Here is a 21858-nt window from a genome sequence, read left to right on the forward strand (position 1 = left end):
ACGCGCTCGTCATGAAGGATCCATGGCCGATCCGCAGCCCGTCCTCGACGCCGCCGGCGTCAACGCCCTCCTGCGCCGCGCCTTTCCCGACGCCCAGCCCGCCGCCTTCCCGAACGTGCTGGAGGTGGCGCCCGGCCGGGTGAAGGTGATGGCCCCCTATCGCGACGGCCTGCTGCGGCCGGGCGGGGTGATCTCCGGCCCGACCCTGATGTCGCTCGCCGACACGGCGGCCTACGCCCTGGTGCTGGCCCATGTGGGGGACCAGCTGATGGCGGTGACCTCCTCGCTGCTGATGAACTTCCTGCGCGGCGCCAAGCCGGGCGACCTTTACGCCGAGGCCGAAATGCTGCGGCTCGGCCGCCGCAACGCGGTCTGCGACGTCCGGCTCTGGACCGAGGGGCCGCACCGGCTGGCGGCGCAGGCCAATGTGACGTACGCCATTCCGGCATGAGCGCGCCCGCCAAGCCCCCCGCCCCGATCAAGACCCCCTGCATCAAGGTCTGCGTCGTCGACGGCGAGAGCGGCCTGTGCCTGGGCTGCTTCCGAACGCTGAACGAAGTGGCCGCCTGGGCGCGCTTCAGCGAGGAGGAGCGCGAGCGGCTGATGGCCGAGCTGCCGTCGCGGCGCGAGCGCATCCGGCCCGAGAAGCTGGGGATGGTGCGCTAGGCGCCGGGCCGCCACCGCCGGTGGGCGTTCACCGCTTAACAACCTGCGGGGCCTAGTCTCCTGCCGAGTCGCGCCGGAAACGGCGCTCGCCAGGATGGGTCCGGGTGTCCAGCATCTTCAAACTCGCCGCCTTCGCCGTGGTCTCCGCCGGCTCGGCGGTGATGGCCGCCGGGGCCGTGGTCGTGCTCTCGCCGAAGCCCGTCGAGCTGCGCGCCGCCCGCGCCGAGGCGCCGTTCGTCTCCGTCGGTCCCCAGGCCAAGTCGCCCCACGCGTCCAAGGCGATCCTGAAGTCCGGGGACGGCCACTTCTGGGCGGACGGCGAGGTCAACGGCCGCAGCGTGCGCTTCCTGGTGGACACCGGGGCGACGGCCGTGGCCCTGACCCCCGCCGACGCCGCCAAGCTGGGCATCGATCCCGCCCAGCTGCACTACAGCTACCGGGTGGTGACGGCCGGCGGCCAGATCCGCGCCGCCTCGGTGCGGCTGGCCAGCATGACCGTGGCCGGCGCCCGGCTCGACGACGTGGACGCGCTGGTCATGGAGAAGGGGCTCGACTCCTCGCTCCTCGGGATGACCTACCTAGGCCGCCTCTCCCGCTTCGAGGCGACGCGCGGCGCGCTCGTCCTGGAGCCCTGACACTGCGGCCAGGGCGCGGTCGATCACCTCGATCCCGGCGCCCGGCTTCACTCCCTCGACCGTAAGGATGCGCCGCCAGGCCCGCGCGCCCGGCACGCCGTGGAACAGGCCCAGCATGTGCCGGGTCATGGCCGCCAGGTGCGTGCCCGCGGCGAGCTCGCGCTCCACGTAGGGCCGATAGCGGGCGACGGCCTCGGCCGGCGAGACCGCCTGGCCCTCCCCGAACAGTCGCGCGTCCACCTCGCCGAGGATGGCGGGCGTATGGTAGGCGGCGCGGCCCAGCATGACCCCGTCGACGTGGCGCAGGTGCGCCTCGGCCTCGTCGAGCGAGGCGATCCCGCCGTTGATGACGATCCTCAGCTCGGGCCGCTCGGCCTTGAGCCGCCAGACCAGCGGATAGTCGAGCGGCGGGATGTCCCGGTTCTCCTTGGGCGAGAGGCCCTTCAGCCAGGCCTTGCGCGCATGGACGACGAAGTGGCGGACCCCCGCCTCGGCGCAGAGGTCGACGAGGCGGAAGAGGCTGTCGGCCGGCTCCTGATCGTCGACGCCGATGCGGCACTTCACCGTCGCCGGGACCTTCACCGCCCCGCCGATCGCGGCCATGCACTCGGCGACCAACGCCGGCTCCTTCATCAGGCAGGCGCCGAAGCGGCCCGACTGCACCCGGTCGGAGGGACAGCCGACGTTGAGGTTGATCTCGTCGTAGCCCTCGGCCGCGCCGAGCCGGGCGGCGGCGGCGAGATCGTCAGGTTCCGAGCCGCCGAGCTGCAGGGCCACGGGATGCTCGGCCGCGTCGAAGGCCAGGAGCCGCGCCCGATCGCCATGCAGCACCGCGCCGGTCGTCAGCATCTCGGTATAGAGCATCGCCCGGCCCGTCAGGGTCCGGTGCAGGACCCGGCAATGCCGGTCGGTCCAGTCCATCATAGGCGCGACCGAGAGGCGATGGGGCGGGTGCTGCTTCACCGGGCCTAGATAGGCGAGCCGGAGCCGAAGGGCAAAAGCGTCACGCCACTCCGTGCGCCGCCGCCCAGTCGCGGAGCTCGAGCACGGCTAGGGTGATGTGGTAAAAGGAACTTGCCGGCGCCGGCTCCTCCACCCAGGTCCCGTCGGGCTTCAGCTTGTCGCGCCAGAGGCCGCGGACAGGTACGTCGAGGTATTTCGCCAGCCCGTTCGCGGCGGCCAGCGCCTCGTCCTCGCGCCCCAGGATCAGAGCCGCCTTAAGCCACTCCGTCTGGGGCCAGAGGCGGGTCGAGGCGTCTCGGAGCGTGAGGTCGTCCCAGAGGCCGTTGACGGCGACGCCGCGTTCCCGGTCGATGCCGCGCAGGCCGCACGAGAGGAGTCGGCGGGCGGCCGCCTCGACCTCGGGCTCGCCGCGCGCCCGCGCCCAGCGGGTCAGCAGCCACGCCCATTCGAACTGATGCCCCGGCTCCACGTAGCGGCCGTCGTCGCCGGCCGCGGGACGCCACTGCCCATCGAAGAATTCGCGCAGGAAGCCGCCATCCGGATCGATGAAATGGGCCAGGCACAGGGCGACGATCTCATCCGTCAGGCCCCGCCAAAGCGGCTCGCCGCCGACCGCCTCCCAGGCCATGACCGCCTCGAGCAGGTGCATGTGGGCGTTGGACTGAAAGGGCTGGTCGGTGAGCTCGACGAAGCCGCCGGCGGGGAGACGTCGCGCCTGCAGCGCCCCCAGCAGGCGCTCGGCGTCGGGCCGCAGGTCCGCCCCGCCCGCCCGGGTAAGGGCGGCCATCGCCAAGAGGGTGAAGGCCTGCTCGTAAAGACAAGGCGTATCGTCTTGCACCCGGCCCTGGTCATCCGCGAGCACCGAATAGAGACCGTCCGCCCGCGCGAAGCCGGCGCGGTAGCCTTCGAAGCCGGACCGCGCCAACTCGAGCCAGTGCGGGCCGAGCCCGTGACGTGCAGCCTCGGCGTAGACGAACACCTGCCGGGCCTGCACCCGCGCGCGGCGCACCGCGCCGGCAGGCGCCGCACTGAGGGCCAGGGCGTCGCGAAAGGCGTGACTGCCGGGCTCAACGCCCGCCCTTGCCCAGAGCGGCAGAGCGGCGTCGCGCAGCCAGGCGTCGTAGGCGCGCGCAGCGTCGGGCAAGGTGTCGAAGGTCAGCGCAGACATGAGAGCGCTTTAGCAGAGTCCACGCCTTTTGCGCCCGTGCGCTTCAGGCCGTTGCACCGGCCTCGCGGGTGCGCCTCAGTAGGAGTTCCCGGAGAACAGCAGGTGCGGCACCGTGCGGACCAGGATCTTAACGTCGAGCCACAGCGACCAGCTGTCGATGTACTCGACGTCGGCCGCCAGCCGGCGGTGCATCTCGTCGAGCGCCCCGATCGAGCCGCGCAGGTCGCTCACCTGAGCCAGGCCGGTGATGCCCGGACGGGTGCGGAGTCGCGCGTCATAGGTGGCGATCTGGGCGCGATATTCGTCGTCCATGGCCGCCGCGTGCGGGCGCGGGCCGACCAGGGACATGTCGCCGAGCACCACGTTCAGCAGCTGCGGCAGCTCGTCGAGGCTCGTGCGGCGCAGGAAGCCGCCCAGCGGGGTGATGCGGTCGTCGTCGCGCCGGGTCCAGCCCTCGCCGCAGTCCACGCGCATGGTGCGGAACTTGTAGATCGTGAACAGACGACCGTTGAGGCCACCGCGCACCTGGCGGAAGAGCACCGGCCCGCCGGACTCCAGAAAGATCGCCGCGGCGATGAGCAGAAGGGTCGGGAGCAGGAGAAGGATAAGCGTTGTCGCAGTAACGACATCGAACAGTCGCTTTGCACGACTGTTGGCGGCGTCCGCGCCCCCAGCGCCTGCGATCTGTTCCGCGAGTACTGACACTCTGGTCCCCCAACCCAAGCGACGCGACTTAAATCGGCGAACGGCCAAGCTGTAAAGACTTTGTTAGCCACTTCGCCGCGCGAACGCGTTGGTTGTGCCAGACTGGAGCACACCTGCGCGTCTTGGTGGCAGGGGTGCGAGAGCCGTGCCAAGGCGGGCGGGCCGAGGCTGCGAATTCTTTGGAGGACTTAAGCCTTTCCACACCCTGCGATGGGATCATCCTGCCCAGTTGAGCCGTTAGTCGCCTAGAAAGGGCGCTCGCCGTGATGTGGCTGCTGGTGATTTCGGGATGGACCCTGACGAGCCTGACGCTGGCCCTGCCGGTCGCGCGCGCTCTGCGCTTCCATCCTGCGCAAGCGGTGGGAATGACGGGAGCCGAACTCACCCCCGCCTAGACGCCGGCCAGCCGGTCGTCAGATCCCCCTGGTATTCTCGCCTCTTTAGAAGAAGCGTTCCGAGATGCGGATCGTGTCGCCCGGCGCCACCGGAAGGGTGCTGCTGAGCGGGAATTCCTGCTCCTCCTGACTGTCCTGCCGCTTGATGAACACCCGCTTGGTGTTGGCGCGGTAGGTGAAGCCATTGGCCGTGGCGACGGCGTTCATGACCGTCAGGCCGTTGGTGTAGGGGTACTCACCCGGCCTCTGGACTTCGCCCAGGATATAGAAGGGCCGATAGGTCAGGACTTCGACGCTGACGTGCGGGTCCTTGAGGATGTCGCCGTCCTTCAGCGCCTGCTCGACCTTCCGGCTGAACTCCGGAATGGTGAGGCCCGCGGCCGGCACGTCGCCGATCAGCGGCAGGGCGACGTTGCCGCCGCCGCCGATGAAGAACTCGCCCGTCAGGGAATCCTCGCCGAAGGTTATCACCCGGATCTTGTCGTTGGCCCCCAGGCGATATTCCGGGACCACGCGGGTGGCGTCCGCCTCACCGGCAGCCCAGGCGCGCGTCGCCCCCGCACCGACCACCATCACAAGGCTGGCGACCACAAGCGCCGCCAGCGTCAAAAGCCGTCGCATCCCCGAAACTCCGGACAATATCCCCTGCCCCCTCATAGCTCAGCCGGATGACGGGTGGAATACGCCGCAACGATCCGCCACAGGTGGAGCACCACGGTTAACAGCAAGAAATCGATCTTAATGCGCAGTAACCGGCGGCCACATTGTGTAAATAAATTCTAAACCGCGCGACGTCAGATGGTTAATGCGGGGAAATATTAGCTAACGCCCAGCAAACCACGTCGCTAAGTCCGTCCTTAATACCCGCACCTCTAAGTCACGCCCAATAAAACAAATTGGGTGATGGTGTGGTGTTGCAGAAGAAGACCCTGGGCGAGCTCTGCCTCGCCGCAGGGCTCTGGCTGATGGCCTCCGCCGCAACGGCGGCGCCTCAGCCGGGGCAGGACATGCCGCTCGGACCTGAAGCCTCGGCGCCGGAGGGCTATATCGCCTTTTGCGGGCGCAAGCCGCGCGATTGCGGCGACGACGTCCAGACCGTGCTCGTCGCGGCGCAACAGGCAAGCCTGGCCGGCAGCGGCGGGGCTCACGCTCGCGCGGAGCCCACGGAAACCGCCGCGCTCGGCCTCGCCCCCCGTCCCGACAGCCTGCGGGCCACGGCCTCTTCGGAGACCCTTGAGTCTCTGCCGCTGCAGATCGCCGGGGCGGCGCCGATCCGCGCCGAGATCGTGACCCACGTCCATTTCATCGAGCCCGGCGCGACGCAAGCCGAGGCCGCCGAGGGCGCGCGCCCGGCGATGACCCACGATCTGTGGCGAACGCTGACGCGGGTCAACCGGCAGATCAACGACGCCCTCGCGCCCGAGGGCGATCAGCAGCTCTATGGCCGGGCCGACTACTGGAACACGCCCCTCGAGGACGGCCTGCGGGCCGGCGACTGCGAGGATTACGTCCTGGAGAAGGAGCGCGCGCTCGTCGCGGCCGGCGTTCCTCGGTCGGCCCTCGACATCGCCGTGGTCGTGACGCCCTACGGCCAGTCCCATGCCGTCCTGCTGGTCTCGACCGAGGCAGGCGAGTACGTCCTCGACAGCCTCTCCCCCTGGATCTCGCCGTGGCGCGAGACACCCTACGTCTGGGTCAAGCGCCAGGTGAACGGCAATCCGTTCGATTGGCGCGCGGTGAGCCCGTCCGCGAGCGTGCCGCCCCCGACCTCGGGCCGGCTCTTGATCGCCTGGCTGCGTTAGGGTCTGTTCCGCCGATCGAGGGGGGCCGACCGTGACGATTCCCGCCGCTGAAGGCGTCGCCGAGGCGCGCGCGCCCGCACACCGGCATCACGCCGGGGTGTTCCTATGGCCGCTTCCCGCCGGCGGGTGGATCGCCGTCGCCGGCGTGGCGCTGCTGTACGGCGCCCATTGGCTCTACGGCGCCCAGAGCACGCCGTGGGTGATGCTTCTCAACATCGGCGCGGCCCTGCTCGTGGGCGCCCTGCTGCTGGCCCCGCGGGTGCGCGCCGAGCTCGCCCGCCTTCGCGGCCTCGCCGTCCCCGCAGCCCTGTTCGCCGCCACGGTGGCGATCGCCCTCTTGACCCTCACCCCCTGGGTGCCGGGCGGACCGCATCCGGTGTGGGCCTTCGTCGGCCAGGCGCCGGGAGCCTCGACGGTCGACAAGTCCTCCACCGCGGTCGAAATTGTCCGGCTGCTGGGGCTGGCCTGCCTCTTCGTCATCGGCCTGGCGACCGGCGCGCGCGACGAGCGCGCGCGCTATGCGGTGCGCCTGACGCTCGCCGCCGGCGTGGCCTTCGGGCTCTGGGCCTTCTTCGGCGCGGTCACCGGCCAGATCTACCAGAGCCAGGGCCGGCGCCTCGAGGCGCACTTCCTGTCGCCCAACACCGCCGCCACCCTGTTCGGCATGTTGCTGACGCTGGCGGTCGCCGAGGCCCTGATGACGCTGCGCACCCGTGGCGGACGCCGTGACCCGGTCCGTCTCGCCGCGCCGAGCCTCGCCATCCTGGTGTTCGCCACTTGCCTGCTCGACACCGCCTCGCGCGGCGGAGCCCTCGCCTTTCTGGGCGCCATGGCCGTGTTCCTTGGGCTCCAACTCTGGACCGGGCGCCTGAGACTGACGCGCGGGGTCCTCGCCGGCCTCGGCGGCCTCGCCGTCGTCGCCGTCCTGATCCTGTTGGCCGGCGAACGGCTGCTGGACCGCGTCTTCCAGAGCCACGAAGCGGCGCTCGTGCGCACCAGTATGTGGCGCGCGCACTGGAGCGCGTTCCTTGACTCGCCGCTTCTCGGTTACGGCCTCGGCGCCTTCGACACCGTCAACAAGCTGATCATGGACGCCGGCAACCTCGACGCGCTCTGGGACATCCACTCGGTCCACAACGTCTACCTGCAGTGGCTCGAGGAGGCTGGCATCCTCGGCAGCGCGCCGATGTTCGCCTGCCTCGGCGCCCTGATGCTCCTGACCCTGCGCGGCCTCCTGCGGCGCAGCCGGATGACCGCCCTGCTCAGCGCCCTCCTGGCCGCCGACGTCCTGGTCCTGCTGCACGGGACGACCGACGTCGGTCTCCAGGTCCCTTCCCTCGCCGGGTTCTGGGCCTGGCTCCTCGGCCTGCAGGTCAGTCTCGCCCAGGGGAGCAGCCGGCGATGAGCCCAAGCCCCGCCCTCCGGGTCTCGGCGCTCGGCGGCCTTGCGGCCGCGACCCTCGCCGGCTCGATCGCCACCCTCGTCGCACTCAACGCCGGCGGCGCCGCGTCCCTCGGACCAGTACGCCTCCTGACCCTGGCAGGGGGACTGGACCGCCGCGCCGACGCCATCGTCAGCCAGCCGGCGATCTCGAAGGTCGACGCCGAGACCGCCGCACGACTCAGCCGGGAGGCCATCGGCGAGTGGCCCTACGACACCGAGGCCTGGCTGCGCCTGGCCTGGCTCGACTCGCCTCAGTCCGGGGCGCTGTCGCCGACGTCGCTCGCCAACCTGCGCAAGTCCTATGACCTCGTCGCAGTCGATCGTGACTGGGGTCCGCTTCGCGTCCGTCTCGCCCTGGAACACTGGCAGGGGCTCGATCCCGACCTGCGGCGCCGGGTTGAGCAGGAAGTCCGCCTGCTGTGCGGCATGCCGGGCGTCCGCGGCGCGGTGATGAACCTGCCCGCCACGATCACAAACGGGGAAGGCCGGCTGGCGCTGCTGCTTTGGCTCGTCCCACTCTCCGCAACCGGTAAGGTTGAGGGCAAGACCTCGCCTCTCGGGGCGCAGGCGCTCCCTTCACACGGGAATTAAGCATAGCGCGCTCAAAACAGCGTCACCGAAGCAACACAGCCGCTGAAAACCCAGCGAAAAATCGGTCGGTTACTAAATCGTTGCCAATTTCTGGTTGAGAAAGCTTCGCCGTTGTGGCTTTAGCTATGGCCGGCGCAAAGGCCGAAATGCAATCGATGGGGGGGCTAAAGATGGGCCTCAAGAACTTCTCGAACACCGCGCGGACCCTGGCGGTCGTCGGCGTCGCGACCGTCGCGATGTCGGGCGTCGCCCAGGCCGTCACCATTCCGTTCTTCGGGGGGCTGTTCGGCAACCCGCAACCCCAGTCGGCCGACCCGACGCAGGTTTCGCAGCTCTCCACGGCGATCCAGAACGCGGTGGAACAGGCGCTGAGGGACGGCGCCGACGTCCAGCAAGCCATTGAAAACGCGATCCGCGGCCAAACCGACAACGTCGCGGACCAGGCGCTGTCGAACGCTCAGGCGGCGCTCGGGCGCAAGCTATCGGCCACGAACCCGAACGGCGCCGCCACGGTCCTCGTGGCCATCAACAACGTCGGCTCCAGCCACAACTTCTCGAGCTTCACCACCGCCTCATTCGGCCAAGGAAATGGCTTCCGAGGAAACAGCATCGTCAACGCGGTGAGGTTCAGCATCCAGCTGCCAAACCAATTCCAGCTGCCGAACCAATTCCAGCAGCAAAACCAATTCCAGACCCATGGCGGCGGCAACATCCACGTCGGTCCGTACGGGACCATCTTCTAGGGCGGCAGGGCGGCGCGCGCCGCCCTGATCCACGGCATTTTCGGCCGCGGCCCGTCCGCGGCCACATCATTTGGGGGATGACTTTCGTGAACGCGACCAAGCGTAGCCTGTTCTGCGGCGTGGCCCTCGCCTGCGCGGCGAGTTTTGAACCTGCATTCGCCCAGCAGGCGTTGCGGGGGCAGCCCGCCAACACGGGCTATTCCAACTTCCAGCGCGATCGGAACATCAGCGTCCGCCAGCGTCCGCACCCCGGCTACGAGGCCCTTGGTCTGCGCGAAGGCGCGTTCATGGTGTGGCCGAAGCTGAACACCACGGTCGAATACAACAGCAACGTCTTCGCCCAGGACAGCAACGCCCAGAGCGACACCGTCTGGCACATCGCCCCCGAGCTGGACATCAGCTCCAACTGGAGCCGCCACGAGCTCGACGCCTGGGCGCGCGCCACGATCAACCGCTACTCGGACTTCTCGTCGGAGAACACCAACGACGTTGAGGTCGGTACGCAAGGCCGCCTCGACGTGATGCGCAACGCGCAGATCAACGCCGGCGCGGACTACATCCGGGCCACCGAGCCGCGCACGGCGCCGACCTCGCAGGGCCTCGCCCACCCGACCCAGTACGATCTGACGACGGCCTATCTGTCCGGCGCCCGGGAATTCAACCGCCTGCGCCTCTCCGGCCGCCTCGACGCCCAGAACTTCATCTACCTGAACCGCTCGGGCAATCCGCAGCAGCACGACCGCGACCATGCGCTCTATATCGCGACCGAGCGCGCCGATTACGCGATCTCGCCCGACACGGCCTGGTTCGTGCAGGTCTCCGAGAACAAGCGTGACTACCGCCTCGCCGCTACGCCGGGGGTCCTTGTCACCTATCCGTTCTTCGAGAACCGGGATTCCAAGGGCGTCCAGGTGCTGACCGGCGCCAACTTCGAGATCTCGGCCCTGATGCGCGGCGAGATCGGCATCGGCTACATGAAGCAGGACTACGACAACCCGCGGTTCAACAAGATCTCGGGCCTCGGCGCCAACGCCCAGCTGGAGTGGTTCCCCACCCAGCTGACCACGGTGACCTTCACCGGCTCGCGGACCATCGAGGACGCCGGCATCCTCGGCGCCTCAGGTTACCTGTCGACCAACGTGGGCGCCCAGGTGGATCACGAGCTGCTGCGCAACGTCGTGCTGTCGGCCAACGCCAGCTACGGCAACGACGACTATCGGGGCGCGGACCGCAAGGACAAGCGCTACGCCGCGGGCGTCAGCGCCACCTATCTGTTCAATCGCGCGGTCGGCGTGACGGTGGGCTACAACCACTTCAAGCAGGACTCGAGCGGCGCGAACGGCAGCGGCAACTTCAACGTCGACAAGGTCGGCGCCACCCTCACCCTTCAGTACTGACATATCGTCGCGCGGTGGGACGGAGGGGCTGGCGCGGTTCTTGAAGGCTGGTACCGAACTCTACCGTTCCGCGCATTCCGCGGCCCAGTTCGGGACTTCCCATGAACGTGCACACCTCCGCCTCGCCGATCGACCCTGAGGCCGGCGGCTTGCCGCCGAGCGGCATGACGGTCCTTCCCGCCATGCTTCCCGGCCAGCTGGATCTGCGGCGCCTGGTGACCACCTTGCGCCGGCGACTGCGTCTGTTCGGGGCGGTGGCGGCGGCGGTGCTGCTGGCGACGATCCTCATCACCCTGCAGGCGACGCCGAAGTACACGGCCACCGCCAACGTCATGTTGGACCCCCGCAAGGAGAAGGTGACCAACGTCCAGGACGTGCTGTCCGGCCTTCCCGCCGACTCCAGCACGGTCGACACCGAGGTCGAGGTGCTCAAGTCGCGCCACCTCGCCGAGCGCGTGGTCACGGCCTTGAAGCTGGACCAGGATCCCGAGTTCAATCCGGACGTTCGCGCGCCCAGCGGGTTGGGCGCGGTCACCGCCGGGATCAAGTCGCTCTTTGGCGCGACGGCGCCCGATCAGGTGCGGCTGAGCGCGCTCGAGCAGCAGAAGCACCAGGAGCGGGTCGTCGACAACGTCCTCCGGGGGCTGTCGATCAAGCGCGCGGGCCTGACCTACGTGATCAACGTCAGCTACGAGTCGACCGAGGCCGCCAAGGCCGCGACGATCGCCAACAAGTTCGCCGAGCTCTATCTGCTCGAGCAGCTGGAAGCCAAGTTCGAGGCCACCCAGCAGGCGACCACTTGGTTGAACGATCGGCTCGCCGGGCTGCGCAACCAGGTGCTGGCCGACGAGGCCGCCGTCCAGCAGTACAAGATCGCCAACAACCTGCTCAGCGCCTCCGGCACAAGCCTGACCGAGGCGGAAATCTCGAACTACAACCAGACCCTGGCCCAGGCCCGGGCCCAGGTCGCCGAGGACGAGGCGCGCCTCAACACGGCCAAGCAGCAGCTGGCCCGCGGCTCCACCGGCGAGGACGTCGGCGAGGCGCTCGACTCGCCCGTGATCCAGCAGCTCCGCGCCCAGCGGTCGCAGGTGAGCGCCCAGGTGGCGGACCTGGCCGGCCGCTACGGCGAGCGCCACCCCGAGATGATGAAGGCCAAGCGCCAGCTCTCGGACATCGACGCGCAGATCAAGGCGGAGATCCAGCGCATCGTCTCGAACCTGCAGGCGAAGGTGCAGGTCTCCCGCGAACGCGCCGGCGCGATCGGCGGCAGCCTCGGCGGCGCCAAGGGCACGCTGGCCGCCAACAGCCGGGCGATGGTCGGCCTCAACGAGCTCGAGCGGAAGGCGGAAGCCTCCCGGACCCTCTACGAGAGCTACCTGAACCGCTACAAGGAAACGAGCAGCCAGCAGGGCATCGAGCAGTCCGACGCGCGCGTGGTGTCAAAGGCCAAGATCCCGACGGGCCAGAGCTCGCCGAAGGTCCCCCTCAACCTTGCCCTCGGCCTGCTCCTGGCCCTCGGGTCCGGCGCCGGCGCCATCATCGTGGCCGAGATGCTCGATGCGGGCCTCGCCACGGCGGAGGATGTGGAGCGCCGGCTGGAGACCTCCTACCTGGGCGCGATCCCCCTGCTCTCTTCAGTGGCGGAGGACAGCCAGCTGTCGCCGATCGACCAGGTGGTGGCCAAGCCGCTGTCGAGCTTCTCCGAAGCCTTCCGCAACCTCCGCGCCTCGATCCTCTACTCACGTCTGGGCGAGCCGGTGCGCATCGTCGCCGTCACCTCTTCGCTTCCCGGCGAGGGCAAGACGACGACCTCGCTCTGCCTCGGCCGCACTGCCGCGCTCCAGGGCGCCAAGGTGATCATCGTCGACTGCGACCTGCGCCGACGCACCGTGAACCGTCTGCTGGGCGCCGAGCCCAAGCTCGGGCTCCTGGAGATCCTCAGCGGCGCGGCGACCCTGCAGCAGGCGATCGCCGTCGACGAGGGCAGCGGCGCGCACATCCTGCCGCTCGCCAAGAGCGCCTTCACGCCGAAGGACGTGTTCGGCACCTCCGCGATGGACCGGCTCCTGGAGGACCTGCGCAGCCGCTATGACCTGGTGATCCTCGACACCGCGCCGGTGCTGCCGGTGGCCGACACCCGTGTGCTCGCACCCAAGGCCGACACCGTGGTGTTCCTGGCCCGCTGGCGGAAGACCCCGCAACACGCCATCGAAGCCGCCTTCCGCCTGCTCGCCGGCACCGGCTCGCACCTCGGCGGCGTCGCCCTCACCCAGGTCGATATGAAGCAGCAGACCAAGTACGGGTACGGCGATCCGGGCTACTACTACGCCGAGTACAAGAAGTACTATGTCAGCTAGGTCGAGGGATGCCGGCCGTCGGGTCCTGAAGCTCAGATCCGCTCAGCGTCCCGGTTGACGCCATGGCCTTGCGCGTCCTGCAAGCCAACAAGTTCTTCTTTCTGAACGGCGGCTCCGAGGCCGTCATGTTCAAGGAGCGCGACTTCCTTCGCGGCCATGGCGAGGTCATCGACTTCTCCATGAAGCACGAGCGGAACCTGCCTTCCGACCATTCGGGGCGTTTCGTCGAGACCCGCGACTACGGGGCAGGCTCGCCGCTCGCGAGGCTGGCGAGCGGGCTGTCGATGGTCCACTCGCCGGAGGCCGTCTCGAAGTTCGGCGCGCTGCTCGACGAGACGCGCCCGGACCTCGTGCACTGTCACAACATCTACCACCAGCTCACGCCTGGCATCATCGGCGCAGCCAAGCGGCGCGGTGTTCCGGTCGTGCTGACGCTGCACGACTTCAAGCCCGTGTGCCCCGTCTACACCCGCCTGCGCGATGGCAAGCCGTGCTCCGAATGCGCCGACGGCGCCTTCAGCAGGGTGTTGAAGAACCGATGCGCGGACGGTTCGGCCTTCAAGAGCGGACTGCTCTTCGCCGAAGCGGTCGTGCAGCGCTGGATGGGCAGCTACGAGCAGGTCGACCGGTACGTCGCGCCGAGCGCCTTCATGCGCGACGCCATCGCCGCCCGCGCGCCGCTCGACCGCATCGCGGTCCTGCCGAACGGCGTGGACGTCAGCGCCCCGCCGAGCACCGGCGACGCCGGCTACATTCTCTATTTCGGTCGGCTCTCGGCGGAGAAGGGCGTTGGAACGCTGCTGCGCGCGGCCGAGCGGTCCGCCTTTCGCTGGCCCGTGCGCGTCGTGGGCACGGGGCCGCTGGAAGCGGAACTCCGCGCGGCGTTCCCCCAAGCGCGCTTCGACGGGCACCTTTCGGGAGAAGCGCTCCGCGAGGCGCTGCGCCAGGCCGCCGTCGTCGTGATCCCTTCCGAGTGGTACGAGAATTGCCCGATGTCGGTGCTCGAGGCGATGGCCGCCGGCAAGCCGGTCATCGCGAGCAGGATCGGGGGGATCCCGGAGTTGGTGGCTCATGACGAGACGGGCCTGCTGGTCCCGGCCGGCGACGCCGACGCGCTCGCCCAGGCGATGGCCTCACTGATGGAGGACGCCGAGCGTCGCCAGCGACTGGGCCGGGCGGCCTACGAGCGTGCGCGACAGCGCTTCTCGGACGAGCGGCACAACCAAGGCCTGCTCGAGATCTACAATTCAGTCCTACAGTCTTGAACTCGGGGTTCGGAACACACCATGGACCTCACGGTCATCCTCACCTTCCGATGCAATTCCAAGTGCCAGATGTGCTACATCTGGCAGAACCCGACCGATCCGCGTCAGGAAGTCAGCCTTGAGACCCTGGCCAAGCTGCCGGGCGGCTTCGACAACCTGAACGTCTCCGGCGGCGAGCCGACCCTCCGCAAGGACCTGGCCCAGGTGGTGGACATCCTCTACCCCAAGGCTCGGATCATGGAGATCAGCTCGAACGGGCTCAATCCCCACCGGCTGCTGCCGATCATCAAGAAGTATCCCGACATCAAGGTGCGCTTCAGCCTCGAAGGCGACGAGATCACCAACAACACCATTCGCGGCGAGAAGAACGGCTACGCGCGGAAGGTGGCGGGCCTGAAGATGCTGCAGGAGGCCGGAGGCCGCGACCTCGGCTTCGCCTTCGTTATCCAGGACGAGAACGTCGACCAGCTGGTCGCCGTCTATGAGAAGGCCCGCGCCATGGGCGTGGAGCTCGCCACCTCGACGCTGCACAACGCCTGGCAGTTCTACAAGAACGACAACTACTTCTACGACCGCCTGAGGGTGGCGAGGAAGGTCGAGGGCCTGGTCACCGCCCAGCTGAAGAGCGGCAAGCCCAAGAACTGGTTCCGGGCCTATCTGAATCTCGGCCTGATCGAGAAGATCCTTGGACACGACCGCCTGATCCGCTGCACGGCGGGCAAGGACTTCGCCTTCATCGACCCGTGGTCCGACGTCTGGGCCTGCAACGTGCGTTCCGACCTCCCCATGGGCAACCTCGCCCGGCAGAGCTGGGACGAGATCGTCGCCAGCGACACCACCCGGGCGACCCTGGGGAAGGTCCACGACTGCGACCAGAACTGCTGGATGGTGACCACGGCGCGGACGGCGATGCGCTCGAACGTCATCCCCCAGGCCCCGAAGCTCGGGCCGCTGGCCTGGGTGCTCTACAACAAGGCGAAGGTCAGCCTGGGCGGGAAGGTCGATTTCGACCGCTACATCGACTACGGCGACATCCGCCAGTCGCCGCAGGTGGCGCGGAGTTCGTTCCTCGGCGCGCGGATGAAGGCGAACTGGGCGCCGGACCGATCGACGACCGACCAGCGGTACCCGCTGAGGTCCTTCTTCAATCGCTAGTCGCATGGAGCGGCCCCTGCGCGTCACCATGCTGGGCCTGCGCGGCTTCCCTGACGTGCAGGGCGGCGTGGAGAAGCATGCCGAGAACCTCGCCCGCGAACTCGTCCGGCTCGGCTGCGAGGTGGAGGTCCTGGCCCGCGCGCCCTATGTGCGGCACGTTCAGGGGCGCCACGTCGGCCAGGTGCGCCTCGTCAGGCTCTGGTCGCCGCGGATGCGGAGCCTCGAGGCGATCACCCACAGCATCCTGGGCGCCCTGGTCGCCGGCGTCCGGCGGCCCGACGTGCTGCACATCCACGCCATCGGACCGGCGCTCGCCGCGCCCCTCGCCCGCGCGCTGGGACTGCGAGTGGTGGTGACGCACCACGGACCGGACTACGCCCGCGAGAAGTGGGGCCGGTTCGCCGCGCGCCTGCTCGAGCTGGGCGAACGTTTCGGCATGACGCTCAGCCATGCCCAGATCGCCATCTCGCGCGGGATCGCCGACCTGGTCCGCCACAAGTACGGCGCCGAAGCCGCCGTCATCCCCAATGGCGTCGACCGCCCCGCGGCGCCCCCCGGGCCGGATCTCGTCCGCGCCTTCGGCCTTTCGCCGGGGCGATACGTGATCTCGGTCGGCCGCATCGTCCCGGAGAAGCGCCACCTCGACCTCATCGAGGCCTTCGCCCAGGCGGGCCTACGGGACTGGGATCTCGCCCTGGTCGGCGGGGCGGACCATCACGACAGCTATGCCGAGCGGGTCGAAGAGGTCGCCCGCGCGACGCCCGGCGTCCAGATGCTGGGCGTGCAGCGCGGCGAGGCCCTGCAGGCGCTCTACGCCCACGCCGGCGTCTTCGTCCTGCCCTCCTCGCACGAGGGGCTTCCGATCGCCCTGCTCGAAGCGGTCAGCCACGCCCTGCCCGTGCTCGCCAGCGACATACCCGCGAACCTGGAGGTGGAGCTGCCGGCAGACCATTACTTCCCGCTCGGCGATGTGGCGGCCCTGGCCGGCGGGCTGAAGCGCATCGCCAGCCGTCCGCCCTCCGCCGACGAGCGCGCGAAGCTGCAGGAGACGGTGCTGACGCGCTACGACTGGTCGAGGATCGCGAGCGAGACGATCGCGGTCTACCGGGCGGCGATCAGCCGCCGGCGGGCTTGACCCCCACGGAGGCCAGTTTCGCCGAGGTTCCGAAGGCGACGGCCAGGCGGCGGCGAACGCGGTCGGCGGCCAGCGCCCAGGCGCGCGGCGGAAATCCCAGCACGAACTGCGCCGCGACCCACAGGTAGTCGCCGGGCCGGTAGCGGTGAGGGATCTGCTCGTAGCCGAACTGGCGCAGCTCACCGCCTGCGACCAGGTCGTAGGCGAGCACCTCGCGCGGCTTGAGACGCTCCTTCCATTTCGCTTGGTTCTGGGCGTCGATCTTGCTGAAGATCAGCCGCGAATGATGGGCCCCGATGTAGCGGTCGCTGCTCTTGTGATAGTCGAGCATCGCCGGCTCGTAGGGAATGCGCAGGAACGCGCACACGGCGCGGCCCACCGCCTCCGGATCCGCGATCAGGTCCTCGTAGCGCACGGTCACCACGCGATGCGGATCCAGCTTCGCGAAGGCCCGGCTCACGAGCGCCAGCTTCAGCTTCCAGTCGAGCGCCGTGACCGGCGCGCAATCGCGGCTCGGGTCGAGCTGGCGCCAGCTGTCGAACACGTCCCGGCCGTCGCGGACGATGTGGATGAAGGCGGCGTTCGGGAAGATCTCAGCGAGCAGGTCGATCTGCTGGATGAACAGGCTCTTGTCGCCCCAATGCGCCTTGCGCTCGCTCGCGGCGAACGCCGCGTACAGCGCGGCGACCAGCTCCGCGAGCGACATCCGGTCTCGGTCGCGGATGCGCGCCACCACCTCCGAGTGGTCGAAGTTCCACAGCTCGAACTCCTCGGAAAGCTCGAGATAGCGCGCGATCTTCTGGAGGTGCGGCCGGCGGAAGTCGGTGGCGGCGTGCTCGGCGGTCAGCAGGGGCGTCAGGAAGCGCGCCTCTTCCGGCACGGCGATCTGCGAGTGCGCGTTCAGCAGGAGCCTCAGGAGCGTCGTTCCGGATCTCTGCGCGCCGACAATGAAGAACGGGAACTGCGGTCTCATCTAAGAATCGTTGCGGCCGACCATTGCGACGGTGCGCCACCAGAACACGCAGGGAGCCCAGATACAACGCGGCAATCATTTGGCGTCATTGTGCTACAAACCATAGATTGTTCGGGGGACGCCTATGTCGGAATTGCTGCAGGCAGAGAGCCACTTTCGCTTCGGCGAGAACTGGAAATCGTTTCTCGGCGTGCTCGACGACGAAAGGATCGCCGAGGCCGAAGCCGGCCTGCGGCGCCTCTTCCCCGGCGATGAACTCAAGAACGCCAGGTTCCTCGACATCGGATGCGGCTCGGGCCTCTCCTCGCTGGCCGCCCTGCGCCTGGGCGCGAAGGACGTCATCAGCAGGGACATCGATGCGGACAGCGTCGAGGCCACGCGGCGTCTCCGGGAGATGACCGGCCAGACCGGAGCGTGGAATGTCGACCTCAAGAGCGTCTTCGAGATGACGCCCGAGTCCGACGGCACGTTCGACGTCGTCTATTCGTGGGGCGTCCTGCACCATACGGGCGACATGTGGCGAGCCGTGGAGGCCGCTTCAAAGCTGGTGAAGCCGGGCGGGCTCTTCGCCATCGCGCTCTATCGGAAGACCAAGATGTGCGGGTTCTGGCGCATCGAGAAGCGGTTTTACTCACGCGCGCCGAAGTGGATTCAGGCGCTCATGCAGCGAGCCTATATTGCGGCCTTCTATGTCATTCAGCGCCGAGCGGGTAAGAATCCGGACGCCCTCGTGAAGGACTATAAGTCGAGCCGAGGCATGGACTTCCACCACGATGTGCACGACTGGCTTGGCGGGTATCCCTACGAGAGCGCCCGGCCCGAAGAGGTAAAGCAGCACCTGCCCCAGTTTGAACTGGTGCGAGAGTTCGTCGAGCCCGGTGGGCGAGGTCTTCTTGGCTCCGGCTGTGACGAATTTGTACTCCGCCGAATTTGACGGATGGTCCGTCATCCTCGGACGCGTGGTTATCGCGCAATCTCGGACGCGCCAGCTGGTGTCGAGCGAGAGAGCTACCTAGGTTCCTGTGGGGAATAATGGGGCGGGTACGACGATGGCTGGCTTCTTAAGAGCACAGCGAAGCGCGTTACGCCGACGCGTTCGCCGCACCATGCTGGGCAACTGCGTCCTTCTAGTGCTCGACAATCAAAAGGCGAAGTATCGCCTCGCTAGAGGCGACATCCAGACCGATAGCGGAATGGCCCATGCGGGGCGCGACGTCGCGGCGTCGCTCGCCTACATCGACATGGTTCATCGCGAGTATCTGACAGAAGCGGCCATCGATCGTTTTCACGGCCGAGTTGCCGAGATTGGCCCCGGGGACAACTGCGGCGTGGGCCTGCTAATGCTTGCGGACGGGGCGAAGCATGTCGACCTCGTCGACCGCTTCTATTCTGATAGAGACCCTGCCCAGCACGCTGCAATTTACCGGGCACTGATCGCTCGGGAACGCGGCCTGAACCATCTCGCAGGATGTGATCGAGAAGGTGCTTTTCGGGGCATTGCCCGTCACTACGGCGAAGCTGCCTCGGCCGAGCATTTCTTTATCGAAAACCGCGGCTACGATTTCATCGTCTCGCGTGCTGTCTTGGAGCACGTCTCGGACCCAATATTGTCGCTTCAACGCATGCGCGCAGCCCTAAATCCCGGTGGCGTAATGATCCATGTTGTCGATCTAAGGGATCACGGGATGTTCACCGCGTGCGGCTTCGACGAGTTGAAGTTCCTCGAAGTGCCAAGCGCGATTTATCCACAGATGACCGCCGCGATGGGACGCCCAAATCGCGTCCCGCTTAGCGCCTTTCGCGCCGCCTGCCCTGACGCGACCATCAAGGTCACCCATCTCGTCGGTTCGACCCAGCTGGATCGCCCTATGGCTTGGGAAGAGCTTCCTCAAGAGCTGAGGAATGATGCCGTCGAGAGGGTAAAGGCTCGCAAGAAGCGGTTTACTTCCAAGCTACGTTCTGAGCGGGACGAAGATCTTGCGGTTACAGGCTTCGTCTTGATTGATCGCGCGATGTAGCGCGGGCTGCGCATTCGAAGCGGGCTACTTTCCCGCAATACCGAGCCGACTGTATGCGATTTACCTTAGCCGCCACCGTGTTCATTTCGGCCTCGCTAAATATATTGGCGGCGAGCAGCACAAGCGCGGCCATCCGTGCCGACTGTGGGGCCATCGCCCTGCATCGAGGCGTGAACCTGCATCAGCCCATGAACTGGGCGAGGCTCGCGCCCGGCCAGTCGGACCGCTACGCGGCCCAGCCGTTCTCCGATCCTCAGCACGCGCTCTCCGAGGTCGATGTGAACGCGATCCGGTCCGCAGGATTCGATTTCGTGCGACTGACGATCGATCCCGGCCCGTTCCTGCAGCTGACCGACAAGGACCTCGCCAACCTCGACGATCTGCTCCTGGCGCGGGTCCAGCAGCTGCTCAGGGCAAACCTGACGGTGATCGTCGACTTCCACCCCAACCCGCAGGTCAAGGCCTATGCCCCGGACGCCTTCGTCGGACGCGGCGATCCGGATGTGCCGAGAGCGCACCTGCAGATGCTGCAAAGGCTGGCGCCGCGGCTGGCGGCGCTCGACCGCTGCCATGTCCTGCTCGAGCCCCTGAACGAGCCGCCGAGTGCGGCCAACGCCAAGGGCGCGGCGGACTGGCAGGCCGAACTGGAAGCGCAGTATTCGGCCGTTCGCGCGGTGGCTCCGCAGCTTCGGCTGGTGCTGCCAGGCGGGCAGGCCGGCTGGATCTCCGGCCTGGTCAGGCTGGATCCCCGACCGTTCCGCGCCGACCGGAACGTGCTCTACACCTTCCACTACTACTTCCCCTTCGAGTTCACGAACCAGTCGAACCCAGCCATGCCTTGGGTCGCGCCGCTGGCCGAGCTGCGCTACCCGGCGCGCAGAACCTCGCTGGTCGAGAGCCTGAACGAGAGCCGCCGCAGGCTGGCCCGGTCGAAACTGAGCGCGCAGGACCAGCGGCGCGAGCTGATGCGGGCCGCGCGCATCGCCACCGCCTACTGGCGATCCGGTTTCGGACCGGCGACGATCTCGCGTGACTTCGAGCAGGTCGCGGCCTGGGCGCGCCGGAATGGCGTGGCCCCGGACCAGATCCTGCTTGGCGAATTCGGCGTGGTCCGAAACGACGGACCCTACGCCGGTGCGGCGGATCCGGACCGTGAGGCCTGGCTGACGGACGTCCGCCGGGAGGCGGAGCGGCGCGGTTATTCCTGGGCGATCTGGCAGTACCGGGGCACCGGCGGAATGGGCATCGCCGAGGCCACGAGGGGCTACGACATCGACCCCATGGTCGTCCGCGCCCTCGGCCTGCGGCTCGTGAAGTCGCCCCCGGCCGGGGATCAGGCGCGCGCGAGCACCTCGCGATAAAGCGCCAGATGGTCCTCGATCAGGCGCTCGAGGCTGAACTCGCTCGCCAGCCGCGCCTTACCCGCCTCTCCCATGGATTTTGCGAGGTCGGGATCGTCGATCAGGCGAAGCACCCGATCGGTCACCTGGGCGGCGTCTTGCGGCGCGGTCAGGAAGCCGGTGACGCCTTCCTGAACCAGCTCATTGGTGCCGCCGAGGTCCGTCGCGACCACCGGCTTGCCGAGCGCCATGTACTCCATCACCGCGTTGGGAATGCCCTCGCCGCCCAGTGAGCAGAGCACGCCGACGTCGAAGGCGCCCGCGAGGCTCTCCACATCGCCGCGACGGCCCAACAGACGGATGCGAGCTGCGTACTTCGCCCCGATGACCTGCTGGTAGCGCGACAGGGTGGGACCGCCACCGATGGCGAGGAAGGTCACGTCGTCCCGCTGGTCGCAGACACGGCGCGCCGCCTCCAGGAAGCAGTCGTAGTCCTTGCGATCCGCGAAAGCGGCGACCATGCCGACCACGAACCGCGTCGTGATCCCCAGTTCCTCCCGGACCGCAGCGGTGGGCCGCCGTCGGGCCAGTCGGCTCGCGTCGAAGCCGTTGTGGATGCAGCGGCCCTGGGCCGGCGAGACGCGGAAGGCGCGAAGCCCTGCTCGCGAATTGGCGACGATCGCCGAGGCGAAGGGCGCCGTCAGCACGTTCCGGAGATAGAGCGGCTCCCAGACCCTCACCTTGGGCGGCGCGTTGCGCAGGAAGCCATTCACCAGCTTGGCCCCGGCCAGCGGCGCCAAGGGCGCGAGATAGACCGAGGACAGCGAGCTCCAGGAATGGATGATGTCGGGTCGGAAGTCGCGAAGCACCCGCCACATCGACAGGAACATCGACGGGTCGCGCTTCAGGCGCCGCGGCAGGATCCTGTGCCTGAACCCAAGCGCATGGAATTCCTCGTAGGCGACCTCGTCATCGAAGGTGACGACCTCGACCTCGACATCCGGATGCCGGCGAAGCCCCTTCAGGAGCTCGATGAGCTGGCGTTCCTTCCCGCCGGAACGGAAGGCTTCGATGGCGAACAGGATTCTCATCGCCGCCCCGAGC

General features: G+C 68.1%; 22 protein-coding genes. 16 read left to right on the top strand and 6 right to left on the bottom strand.

Going from position 1 to position 21858, the window contains the following annotated elements:
* Nucleotides 1-22: 22 nt before the first annotated feature.
* The 3 genes from DJ017_RS16920 to DJ017_RS16930 all read left to right on the top strand — a co-directional run bounded on the left by DJ017_RS16920 (nucleotide 23) and on the right by DJ017_RS16930 (nucleotide 1301).
* A complete protein-coding gene (locus DJ017_RS16920; protein WP_111529820.1) occupies nucleotides 23-451 on the top strand; it encodes a PaaI family thioesterase in 429 nt (142 codons plus the stop codon).
* Entirely contained in the window at nucleotides 448-666 is a 219-nt protein-coding gene (locus tag DJ017_RS16925; RefSeq protein WP_111529821.1) for a DUF1289 domain-containing protein, read from the top strand. Before DJ017_RS16920 ends, DJ017_RS16925 begins: the two co-directional genes overlap by 4 nt.
* A 104-nt stretch (nucleotides 667-770) precedes the next feature.
* Nucleotides 771-1301, top strand: a complete 531-nt coding sequence (locus tag DJ017_RS16930; RefSeq protein WP_111529822.1) for a TIGR02281 family clan AA aspartic protease — start codon at nucleotides 771-773, stop codon at nucleotides 1299-1301.
* On the opposite strand, the gene dusA is transcribed toward DJ017_RS16930, so the two are convergent.
* From dusA to DJ017_RS16945, 3 genes are all read right to left on the bottom strand, one after another.
* Nucleotides 1245-2264, bottom strand: a complete 1020-nt coding sequence (gene dusA, locus DJ017_RS16935) for a tRNA dihydrouridine(20/20a) synthase DusA (RefSeq protein ID WP_111529823.1) — start codon at nucleotides 2262-2264, stop codon at nucleotides 1245-1247. The genes DJ017_RS16930 and dusA overlap by 57 nt on opposite strands.
* Nucleotides 2265-2304: 40 nt before the next feature.
* Nucleotides 2305-3432: an AGE family epimerase/isomerase gene (locus DJ017_RS16940; RefSeq protein WP_111529824.1), complete on the bottom strand. Its 1128-nt coding sequence runs from the start codon at nucleotides 3430-3432 to the stop codon at nucleotides 2305-2307.
* Between the two features lie 75 nt (nucleotides 3433-3507).
* Nucleotides 3508-4137 (bottom strand): sugar transferase, encoded by a 630-nt coding sequence (locus tag DJ017_RS16945; RefSeq protein WP_319417995.1) that lies wholly within the window; start codon nucleotides 4135-4137, stop codon nucleotides 3508-3510.
* A 266-nt stretch (nucleotides 4138-4403) separates the two neighbouring features.
* On the opposite strand from DJ017_RS16945, the gene DJ017_RS20970 reads away from it, so the two are divergent.
* Nucleotides 4404-4532, top strand: coding sequence for a hypothetical protein (locus DJ017_RS20970; RefSeq protein WP_264371500.1), 129 nt, complete (start codon nucleotides 4404-4406; stop codon nucleotides 4530-4532).
* Nucleotides 4533-4577: 45 nt separating this feature from the next.
* On the opposite strand, the gene DJ017_RS16950 is transcribed toward DJ017_RS20970, so the two are convergent.
* Nucleotides 4578-5153, bottom strand: coding sequence for a polysaccharide biosynthesis/export family protein (locus DJ017_RS16950; RefSeq protein WP_111529826.1), 576 nt, complete (start codon nucleotides 5151-5153; stop codon nucleotides 4578-4580).
* 293 nt (nucleotides 5154-5446) lie between these two features.
* Here DJ017_RS16950 and DJ017_RS16955 point away from each other — a divergent pair, with 293 nt between their 5' ends.
* The 9 genes from DJ017_RS16955 to DJ017_RS16995 all read left to right on the top strand — a co-directional run bounded on the left by DJ017_RS16955 (nucleotide 5447) and on the right by DJ017_RS16995 (nucleotide 16423).
* Complete coding sequence (locus DJ017_RS16955; protein ID WP_111529827.1) at nucleotides 5447-6334, top strand: transglutaminase-like cysteine peptidase; 888 nt, start codon at nucleotides 5447-5449, stop codon at nucleotides 6332-6334.
* A 31-nt stretch (nucleotides 6335-6365) separates the two neighbouring features.
* Entirely contained in the window at nucleotides 6366-7739 is a 1374-nt protein-coding gene (locus tag DJ017_RS16960) for an O-antigen ligase family protein (protein WP_133255477.1), read from the top strand.
* Complete coding sequence (locus DJ017_RS16965) at nucleotides 7736-8368, top strand: hypothetical protein (protein WP_111529829.1); 633 nt, start codon at nucleotides 7736-7738, stop codon at nucleotides 8366-8368. Before DJ017_RS16960 ends, DJ017_RS16965 begins: the two co-directional genes overlap by 4 nt.
* A 170-nt stretch (nucleotides 8369-8538) precedes the next feature.
* The gene (locus DJ017_RS16970) at nucleotides 8539-9111 is read left to right on the top strand and encodes a hypothetical protein (RefSeq protein ID WP_111529830.1); all 573 of its coding nucleotides are present in this window, start codon (nucleotides 8539-8541) and stop codon (nucleotides 9109-9111) included.
* A gap of 77 nt (nucleotides 9112-9188) precedes the next feature.
* The gene (locus DJ017_RS16975) at nucleotides 9189-10508 is read left to right on the top strand and encodes an outer membrane beta-barrel protein (RefSeq protein ID WP_111529831.1); all 1320 of its coding nucleotides are present in this window, start codon (nucleotides 9189-9191) and stop codon (nucleotides 10506-10508) included.
* 101 nt (nucleotides 10509-10609) lie between these two features.
* Complete coding sequence (locus tag DJ017_RS16980) at nucleotides 10610-12868, top strand: GumC family protein (RefSeq protein ID WP_227000180.1); 2259 nt, start codon at nucleotides 10610-10612, stop codon at nucleotides 12866-12868.
* Nucleotides 12869-12930: 62 nt separating this feature from the next.
* Nucleotides 12931-14133 carry a glycosyltransferase family 4 protein gene (locus DJ017_RS16985; RefSeq protein ID WP_227000181.1) on the top strand — a complete coding sequence of 401 codons (1203 nt, stop codon included), beginning with the start codon at nucleotides 12931-12933 and terminating at the stop codon, nucleotides 14131-14133.
* A gap of 21 nt (nucleotides 14134-14154) precedes the next feature.
* Nucleotides 14155-15288 carry a radical SAM protein gene (locus tag DJ017_RS16990; RefSeq protein WP_111529832.1) on the top strand — a complete coding sequence of 378 codons (1134 nt, stop codon included), beginning with the start codon at nucleotides 14155-14157 and terminating at the stop codon, nucleotides 15286-15288.
* A gap of 4 nt (nucleotides 15289-15292) precedes the next feature.
* Complete coding sequence (locus tag DJ017_RS16995) at nucleotides 15293-16423, top strand: glycosyltransferase family 4 protein (RefSeq protein WP_227000182.1); 1131 nt, start codon at nucleotides 15293-15295, stop codon at nucleotides 16421-16423.
* Here the strand turns inward: DJ017_RS16995 and DJ017_RS17000 are convergent.
* Nucleotides 16404-17396, bottom strand: coding sequence for a sulfotransferase family protein (locus DJ017_RS17000; RefSeq protein ID WP_111529833.1), 993 nt, complete (start codon nucleotides 17394-17396; stop codon nucleotides 16404-16406). The two genes, DJ017_RS16995 and DJ017_RS17000, sit on opposite strands and share 20 nt — an antisense overlap.
* Nucleotides 17397-17520: 124 nt before the next feature.
* Between DJ017_RS17000 and DJ017_RS17005 the strand changes: the two genes are divergently transcribed.
* The 3 genes from DJ017_RS17005 to DJ017_RS17015 all read left to right on the top strand — a co-directional run bounded on the left by DJ017_RS17005 (nucleotide 17521) and on the right by DJ017_RS17015 (nucleotide 20775).
* Complete coding sequence (locus DJ017_RS17005; RefSeq protein WP_111529834.1) at nucleotides 17521-18330, top strand: class I SAM-dependent methyltransferase; 810 nt, start codon at nucleotides 17521-17523, stop codon at nucleotides 18328-18330.
* Nucleotides 18331-18502: 172 nt separating this feature from the next.
* Nucleotides 18503-19414: a class I SAM-dependent methyltransferase gene (locus DJ017_RS17010; protein WP_165830667.1), complete on the top strand. Its 912-nt coding sequence runs from the start codon at nucleotides 18503-18505 to the stop codon at nucleotides 19412-19414.
* 170 nt (nucleotides 19415-19584) lie between these two features.
* On the top strand, nucleotides 19585-20775 hold the full coding sequence (locus DJ017_RS17015; protein ID WP_165830668.1) for a glycoside hydrolase family 5 protein: 1191 nt from the start codon (nucleotides 19585-19587) through the stop codon (nucleotides 20773-20775).
* Here the strand turns inward: DJ017_RS17015 and DJ017_RS17020 are convergent.
* Complete coding sequence (locus tag DJ017_RS17020; RefSeq protein WP_111529837.1) at nucleotides 20748-21845, bottom strand: glycosyltransferase; 1098 nt, start codon at nucleotides 21843-21845, stop codon at nucleotides 20748-20750. The two genes, DJ017_RS17015 and DJ017_RS17020, sit on opposite strands and share 28 nt — an antisense overlap.
* Nucleotides 21846-21858: the final 13 nt, after the last annotated feature.

The organism is Phenylobacterium soli, assembly GCF_003254475.1.
Lineage (GTDB): Bacteria > Pseudomonadota > Alphaproteobacteria > Caulobacterales > Caulobacteraceae > Phenylobacterium > Phenylobacterium soli.

What these genes read in the sequence shown, in the direction of transcription:
- DJ017_RS16920 (WP_111529820.1), top strand. Translation starts at nt 23, where the DNA reads ATGGCCGATCCGCAGCCCGTCCTCGACGCCGCCGGCGTCAACGCCCTC.
- DJ017_RS16925 (WP_111529821.1), top strand. Translation starts at nt 448, where the DNA reads ATGAGCGCGCCCGCCAAGCCCCCCGCCCCGATCAAGACCCCCTGCATC.
- DJ017_RS16940 (WP_111529824.1), bottom strand. Translation starts at nt 3,432, where the DNA reads ATGTCTGCGCTGACCTTCGACACCTTGCCCGACGCTGCGCGCGCCTAC.
- DJ017_RS20970 (WP_264371500.1), top strand. Translation starts at nt 4,404, where the DNA reads ATGTGGCTGCTGGTGATTTCGGGATGGACCCTGACGAGCCTGACGCTG.
- DJ017_RS16950 (WP_111529826.1), bottom strand. Translation starts at nt 5,153, where the DNA reads ATGCGACGGCTTTTGACGCTGGCGGCGCTTGTGGTCGCCAGCCTTGTG.
- DJ017_RS16965 (WP_111529829.1), top strand. Translation starts at nt 7,736, where the DNA reads ATGAGCCCAAGCCCCGCCCTCCGGGTCTCGGCGCTCGGCGGCCTTGCG.
- DJ017_RS16970 (WP_111529830.1), top strand. Translation starts at nt 8,539, where the DNA reads ATGGGCCTCAAGAACTTCTCGAACACCGCGCGGACCCTGGCGGTCGTC.
- DJ017_RS16975 (WP_111529831.1), top strand. Translation starts at nt 9,189, where the DNA reads ATGACTTTCGTGAACGCGACCAAGCGTAGCCTGTTCTGCGGCGTGGCC.
- DJ017_RS16980 (WP_227000180.1), top strand. Translation starts at nt 10,610, where the DNA reads ATGAACGTGCACACCTCCGCCTCGCCGATCGACCCTGAGGCCGGCGGC.
- DJ017_RS16985 (WP_227000181.1), top strand. Translation starts at nt 12,931, where the DNA reads ATGGCCTTGCGCGTCCTGCAAGCCAACAAGTTCTTCTTTCTGAACGGC.
- DJ017_RS16990 (WP_111529832.1), top strand. Translation starts at nt 14,155, where the DNA reads ATGGACCTCACGGTCATCCTCACCTTCCGATGCAATTCCAAGTGCCAG.
- DJ017_RS16995 (WP_227000182.1), top strand. Translation starts at nt 15,293, where the DNA reads ATGGAGCGGCCCCTGCGCGTCACCATGCTGGGCCTGCGCGGCTTCCCT.
- DJ017_RS17000 (WP_111529833.1), bottom strand. Translation starts at nt 17,396, where the DNA reads ATGAGACCGCAGTTCCCGTTCTTCATTGTCGGCGCGCAGAGATCCGGA.
- DJ017_RS17005 (WP_111529834.1), top strand. Translation starts at nt 17,521, where the DNA reads ATGTCGGAATTGCTGCAGGCAGAGAGCCACTTTCGCTTCGGCGAGAAC.
- DJ017_RS17010 (WP_165830667.1), top strand. Translation starts at nt 18,503, where the DNA reads ATGCTGGGCAACTGCGTCCTTCTAGTGCTCGACAATCAAAAGGCGAAG.
- DJ017_RS17020 (WP_111529837.1), bottom strand. Translation starts at nt 21,845, where the DNA reads ATGAGAATCCTGTTCGCCATCGAAGCCTTCCGTTCCGGCGGGAAGGAA.